At 52.1% G+C, this 5,485-nt stretch carries 1 protein-coding gene, 2 tRNA genes and 4 rRNA genes; all 7 read right to left on the bottom strand.

All coding sequences use genetic code 11. The features are described 5' to 3' along the window. Positions 1-986: ribosomal RNA gene (locus tag LC605_RS30670) — 23S ribosomal RNA — on the bottom strand; the annotation flags it as partial. Between the two features lie 334 nt (positions 987-1,320). Then, positions 1,321-1,396 (bottom strand) — tRNA-Ala (locus tag LC605_RS30665). Between the two features lie 18 nt (positions 1,397-1,414). Continuing rightward, positions 1,415-1,491, bottom strand: a tRNA-Ile gene (locus LC605_RS30660). Positions 1,492-1,686: 195 nt separating this feature from the next. Next, a 16S ribosomal RNA gene (locus LC605_RS30655) occupies positions 1,687-3,211 on the bottom strand. Positions 3,212-3,328: 117 nt separating this feature from the next. Further along, positions 3,329-3,550, bottom strand: a complete 222-nt coding sequence (locus tag LC605_RS30650; RefSeq protein WP_229551186.1) for a hypothetical protein — start codon at positions 3,548-3,550, stop codon at positions 3,329-3,331. A gap of 62 nt (positions 3,551-3,612) precedes the next feature. Further along, a 5S ribosomal RNA gene (rrf, locus tag LC605_RS30645) occupies positions 3,613-3,725 on the bottom strand. Between the two features lie 179 nt (positions 3,726-3,904). Beyond that, positions 3,905-5,485: ribosomal RNA gene (locus LC605_RS30640) — 23S ribosomal RNA — on the bottom strand; the annotation flags it as partial.

The following is a 5,485-nucleotide window of genomic DNA, read 5'->3' as shown; positions in this document are numbered from 1 at the left end:
CGGTCTGGGTTGTTTCCCTCTTGAGTCCGGACGTTAGCACCCGGTGCTCTGTCTCCCAAGCTGTACTCATCGGTATTCGGAGTTTGCAATGGTTTGGTAAGTCGCCATGACCCCCTAGCCATAACAGTGCTCTACCCCCGATGGTAATACTTGAGGCACTACCTAAATAGTTTTCGGAGAGAACCAGCTATTTCCAAGTTTGTTTAGCCTTTCACCCCTATCCACAGCTCATCCGCTAATTTTGCAACATTAGTCGGTTCGGACCTCCAGCACCTGTTACGGTACCTTCATCCTGGCCATGGATAGATCACTTGGTTTCGGGTCTACACCCAGCGACTAATTCGCCCTATTCGGACTCGATTTCTCTACGGCTTCCCTATTCGGTTAACCTCGCCACTGAATGTAAGTCGCTGACCCATTATACAAAAGGTACGCAGTCACCCTTGCGGGCTCCTACTTTTTGTATGCATGCGGTTTCAGGATCTATTTCACTCCCCTCCCGGGGTTCTTTTCGCCTTTCCCTCACGGTACTAGTTCACTATCGGTCGATTACGAGTATTTAGCCTTGGAGGATGGTCCCCCCATATTCAGACAGGATTTCACGTGTCCCGCCCTACTCTATTTGCGCTTAGTTCCACAATCAACATTTTTCATACGGGGCTATCACCCGCTATGGCCGGACTTTCCATTCCGTTCTGATATGCCAACTGCTAAAACGCAAGGGCTACTCCGATTTCGCTCGCCACTACTTTCGGAATCTCGGTTGATGTCTTTTCCTCGAGCTACTGAGATGTTTCAGTTCACCCGGTTCGCCACGCATACCTATGTATTCAGTATGCGTTACCCCTCGCGGGGTGGGTTTCCCCATTCGGAAATCTCCGGATCAAAGCTAATTTGCCAGCTCCCCGAAGCTTATCGCAGGCTATCACGTCCTTCGTCGCCTGTAATCGCCAAGGCATCCACCACATGCACTTAGTCACTTGACCCTATAACTTTGACAGCGCTGACTGCACTGTCGGTCAAGAACTCGTACAGACCCGTTTCATCGGTCCATACGTTATTGAGTATTCACGCGTTACGCCGTTCTTCATACCTAAACAATTTCTTGCTCAGTTGAAGTCTATGTTGACGCAATCAAAATGCTACTAGCGGCACGGTGCTCAATCCCCTTTACGAGATCTCGCTTTCCGCTAGCAGCGCTGATTCGACTCTACAAATTGTTAAAGAACAACAGCCAATATTGACTGACAAACCAGAACAACCACAACTCTTCTCAGCTTGTGGATACTTTGGTTTGTCAACCAGATCGTTCAGAGTGAATGGTGGAGGATGACGGGATCGAACCGACGACCCCCTGCTTGCAAAGCAGGTGCTCTCCCAGCTGAGCTAATCCCCCGGGATCTTTTCAAATCCGTGGTGGGTCTGGCTGGATTCGAACCAGCGACCCCCGCCTTATCAAGACGGTGCTCTAACCGACTGAGCTACAGACCCACGCGTTATTTCGCATGGCCCGTCTCAGTCTCGCTTGCCCCGTCTCTCACTGACCAGGCCAGCTCGGCAGGCTCACGCTTTATTCACTCTTGCAGTTGAATTACAGCCGATAAGTGTGGGCGCTTAAAAATGAGTCATGTGGATCTCGCTCATGCTCAGTCACTAGTGACTCAGCCGTGGCTCGATCTCTTCTAGAAAGGAGGTGATCCAGCCGCACCTTCCGATACGGCTACCTTGTTACGACTTCACCCCAGTCACGAACCCTGCCGTGGTAATCGCCCTCCTTGCGGTTAGGCTAACTACTTCTGGCAGAACCCGCTCCCATGGTGTGACGGGCGGTGTGTACAAGACCCGGGAACGTATTCACCGCGGCAAGCTGATCCGCGATTACTAGCGATTCCGACTTCACGCAGTCGAGTTGCAGACTACGATCCGGACTACGACCGGTTTTCTGGGATTAGCTCCCCCTCGCGGGTTGGCAGCCCTCTGTACCGGCCATTGTATGACGTGTGTAGCCCTACCCATAAGGGCCATGATGACCTGACGTCATCCCCACCTTCCTCCGGTTTGTCACCGGCAGTCTCATTAGAGTGCCCTTTCGTAGCAACTAATGACAAGGGTTGCGCTCGTTGCGGGACTTAACCCAACATCTCACGACACGAGCTGACGACGGCCATGCAGCACCTGTGTCCAGGTTCTCTTTCGAGCACTCCCACATCTCTGCAGGATTCCTGGCATGTCAAGGGTAGGTAAGGTTTTTCGCGTTGCATCGAATTAAACCACATCATCCACCGCTTGTGCGGGTCCCCGTCAATTCCTTTGAGTTTCAACCTTGCGGCCGTACTCCCCAGGCGGTCAACTTCACGCGTTAGCTTCGTTACTGAGAAGAAACCCCCAACAACCAGTTGACATCGTTTAGGGCGTGGACTACCAGGGTATCTAATCCTGTTTGCTCCCCACGCTTTCGTGCATGAGCGTCAGTACAGGCCCAGGGGATTGCCTTCGCCATCGGTGTTCCTCCGCATATCTACGCATTTCACTGCTACACGCGGAATTCCATCCCCCTCTGCCGTACTCTAGCCATGCAGTCACAAATGCAGTTCCCAGGTTGAGCCCGGGGATTTCACATCTGTCTTGCATAACCGCCTGCGCACGCTTTACGCCCAGTAATTCCGATTAACGCTTGCACCCTACGTATTACCGCGGCTGCTGGCACGTAGTTAGCCGGTGCTTATTCTTCAGGTACCGTCATGAGGCAACTGTATTACCCGACCTTTTCTTCCCTGACAAAAGCGGTTTACAACCCGAAGGCCTTCTTCCCGCACGCGGCATGGCTGGATCAGACTTGCGTCCATTGTCCAAAATTCCCCACTGCTGCCTCCCGTAGGAGTCTGGGCCGTGTCTCAGTCCCAGTGTGGCTGGTCGTCCTCTCAGACCAGCTACAGATCGTCGCCTTGGTGGGCTTTTACCCCGCCAACTAGCTAATCTGATATCGGCCGCTCCAATTGCGCGAGGTCTTGCGATCCCCCGCTTTCACCCTCAGGTCGTATGCGGTATTAGCTGCTCTTTCGAGCAGTTATCCCCCACAACTGGGCACGTTCCGATATATTACTCACCCGTTCGCCACTCGTCGCCAGCTTAACCTGCGTTACCGTTCGACTTGCATGTGTAAGGCATGCCGCCAGCGTTCAATCTGAGCCAGGATCAAACTCTACAGTTCGATCTTGATTACTCAACGGAATCGAACAAAGACTATTTGCATAGCTTCATTCTTCTTTCCGTGAGCGTTTAAAGTCCGAAGGACTTGATGAACATCACTGCTCATCAGCACTCCGCCTCAAACGCCCACGCTTATCGGCTGTGAATTCTTAAAGAACATCGCTCCACTCACCCAACTCGCTTTCGCTCGCTGCTTCGTTTCGCGTCGCTGATCAGTCATCAGCACAGAAGCGGGATTATTGACGCTTTTCGCACTAGTGTCAACACCTATTTGCTTCCGATCTGCAAGCCATCGATCTTCATCGATGTCCGGCACATACAAGCACTGAGTTCGCCTCAACGTTTGTATCTGCCGACGCAGATAGAAACGCCCAGTCGGGTGACCGGGCGCCTCGGATAATAGCCTGACGATGACCTACTTTCACACGGGAATCCGCACTATCATCGGCGCTGAGTCATTTCACTGTCCTGTTCGGGATGGGAAGGAGTGGGACCAACTCGCTATGGTCATCAGGCTTAACTGGTTGGCTTGCTGTTATATGAACAGCAAACCCAATTCGTAGAGTTGCATTATAGCGATGGCTATCGTGCGTGAATCAGCTTTGATTTGATTGCGTCTTCAGTTTGAAGAACGACGTAACTTGTAATCCTGGTCTTTGAACAGATGCCAGATGGTCTGGACTGTCAAAGTTATAGGGTCAAGCCTCACGGGCAATTAGTACTGGTTAGCTTAACGCATTACTGCGCTTCCACACCCAGCCTATCAACGTCCTGGTCTCGAACGACCCTTCAGGGGGCTCAAGGCCCCGGCAAGACTCATCTTGAGACGAGTTTCCCGCTTAGATGCTTTCAGCGGTTATCTCTTCCGCACTTAGCTACTCGGCGATGCCACTGGCGTGACAACCGATACACCAGAGGTGCGTCCACTCCGGTCCTCTCGTACTAGGAGCAGGCTCTCTCAATCTTGCAGCGCCCACGGAAGATAGGGACCAAACTGTCTCACGACGTTTTAAACCCAGCTCACGTACCTCTTTAAATGGCGAACAGCCATACCCTTGGGACCGGCTACAGCCCCAGGATGAGATGAGCCGACATCGAGGTGCCAAACACCGCCGTCGATATGAACTCTTGGGCGGTATCAGCCTGTTATCCCCAGAGTACCTTTTATCCGTTGAGCGATGGCCCTTCCATACAGAACCACCGGATCACTTTGTCCTACTTTCGTACCTGCTCGACTTGTCAGTCTCGCAGTCAAGCACGCTTATGCCAATGCACTATCAACACGATTTCCGACCGTATTTAGCGTACCTTCGAACTCCTCCGTTACACTTTGGGAGGAGACCGCCCCAGTCAAACTGCCCACCATACACTGTCCCCATCCCGGATAACGGGACAAGGTTAGAACCTCAAACACACCAGGGTGGTATTTCAACGTTGGCTCCATAGAAACTAGCGTCCCTACTTCAAAGCCTCCCACCTATCCTACACAGATCTGTTCAAAGTCCAATGTAAAGCTACAGTAAAGGTTCATGGGGTCTTTCCGTCTTTCCGCGGGGAGATTGCATCATCACAAACATTTCAACTTCGCTGAGTCTCTGGAGGAGACAGTGTGGCCATCGTTACGCCATTCGTGCAGGTCGGAACTTACCCGACAAGGAATTTCGCTACCTTAGGACCGTTATAGTTACGGCCGCCGTTTACTGGGACTTCAGTCAAGAGCTTGCACCCCATCATTTAATCTTCCAGCACCGGGCAGGCGTCACACCCTATACGTCGACTTTCGTCTTTGCAGAGTGCTGTGTTTTTAATAAACAGTCGCAGCCACCGATTCTCTGCGGCCTCATTTAGCTCCCCAAGTAAATGGTTCACTGACTAGAGGCACACCTTCTTCCGAAGTTACGGTGTCAATTTGCCGAGTTCCTTCTCCAGAGTTCTCTCAAGCGCCTTAGAATACTCATCTCGCGCACCAGTGTCGGTTTGCGGTACGGTCAATCTGTAACTGAAGCTTAGTGGCTTTTCCTGGAAGCAGGGTATCACTCACTTCGTCTGCAAGCAGACTCGTTATCACGCCTCATCTAAGCTCTCCGGATTTGCCTAAAGAGCACGACTACACGCTTGAACCGGGACATCCAACACCCGGCTGAGCTAGCCTTCTCCGTCCCTCTGCACAACCTACAATCAGTACGGGAATTTTAACCCGTTGTCCATCGACTACGCACTTCTGCCTCGCCTTAGGTCCTGACTAACCCTCCGGGGACGAACCTGGCGGAGGAAA

It is taken from the genome of Nostoc sp. CHAB 5836, from assembly GCF_020829445.1.
GTDB lineage: Bacteria > Cyanobacteriota > Cyanobacteriia > Cyanobacteriales > Nostocaceae > Nostoc.
This window is presented reverse-complemented; position numbering and strand designations above follow the sequence as displayed.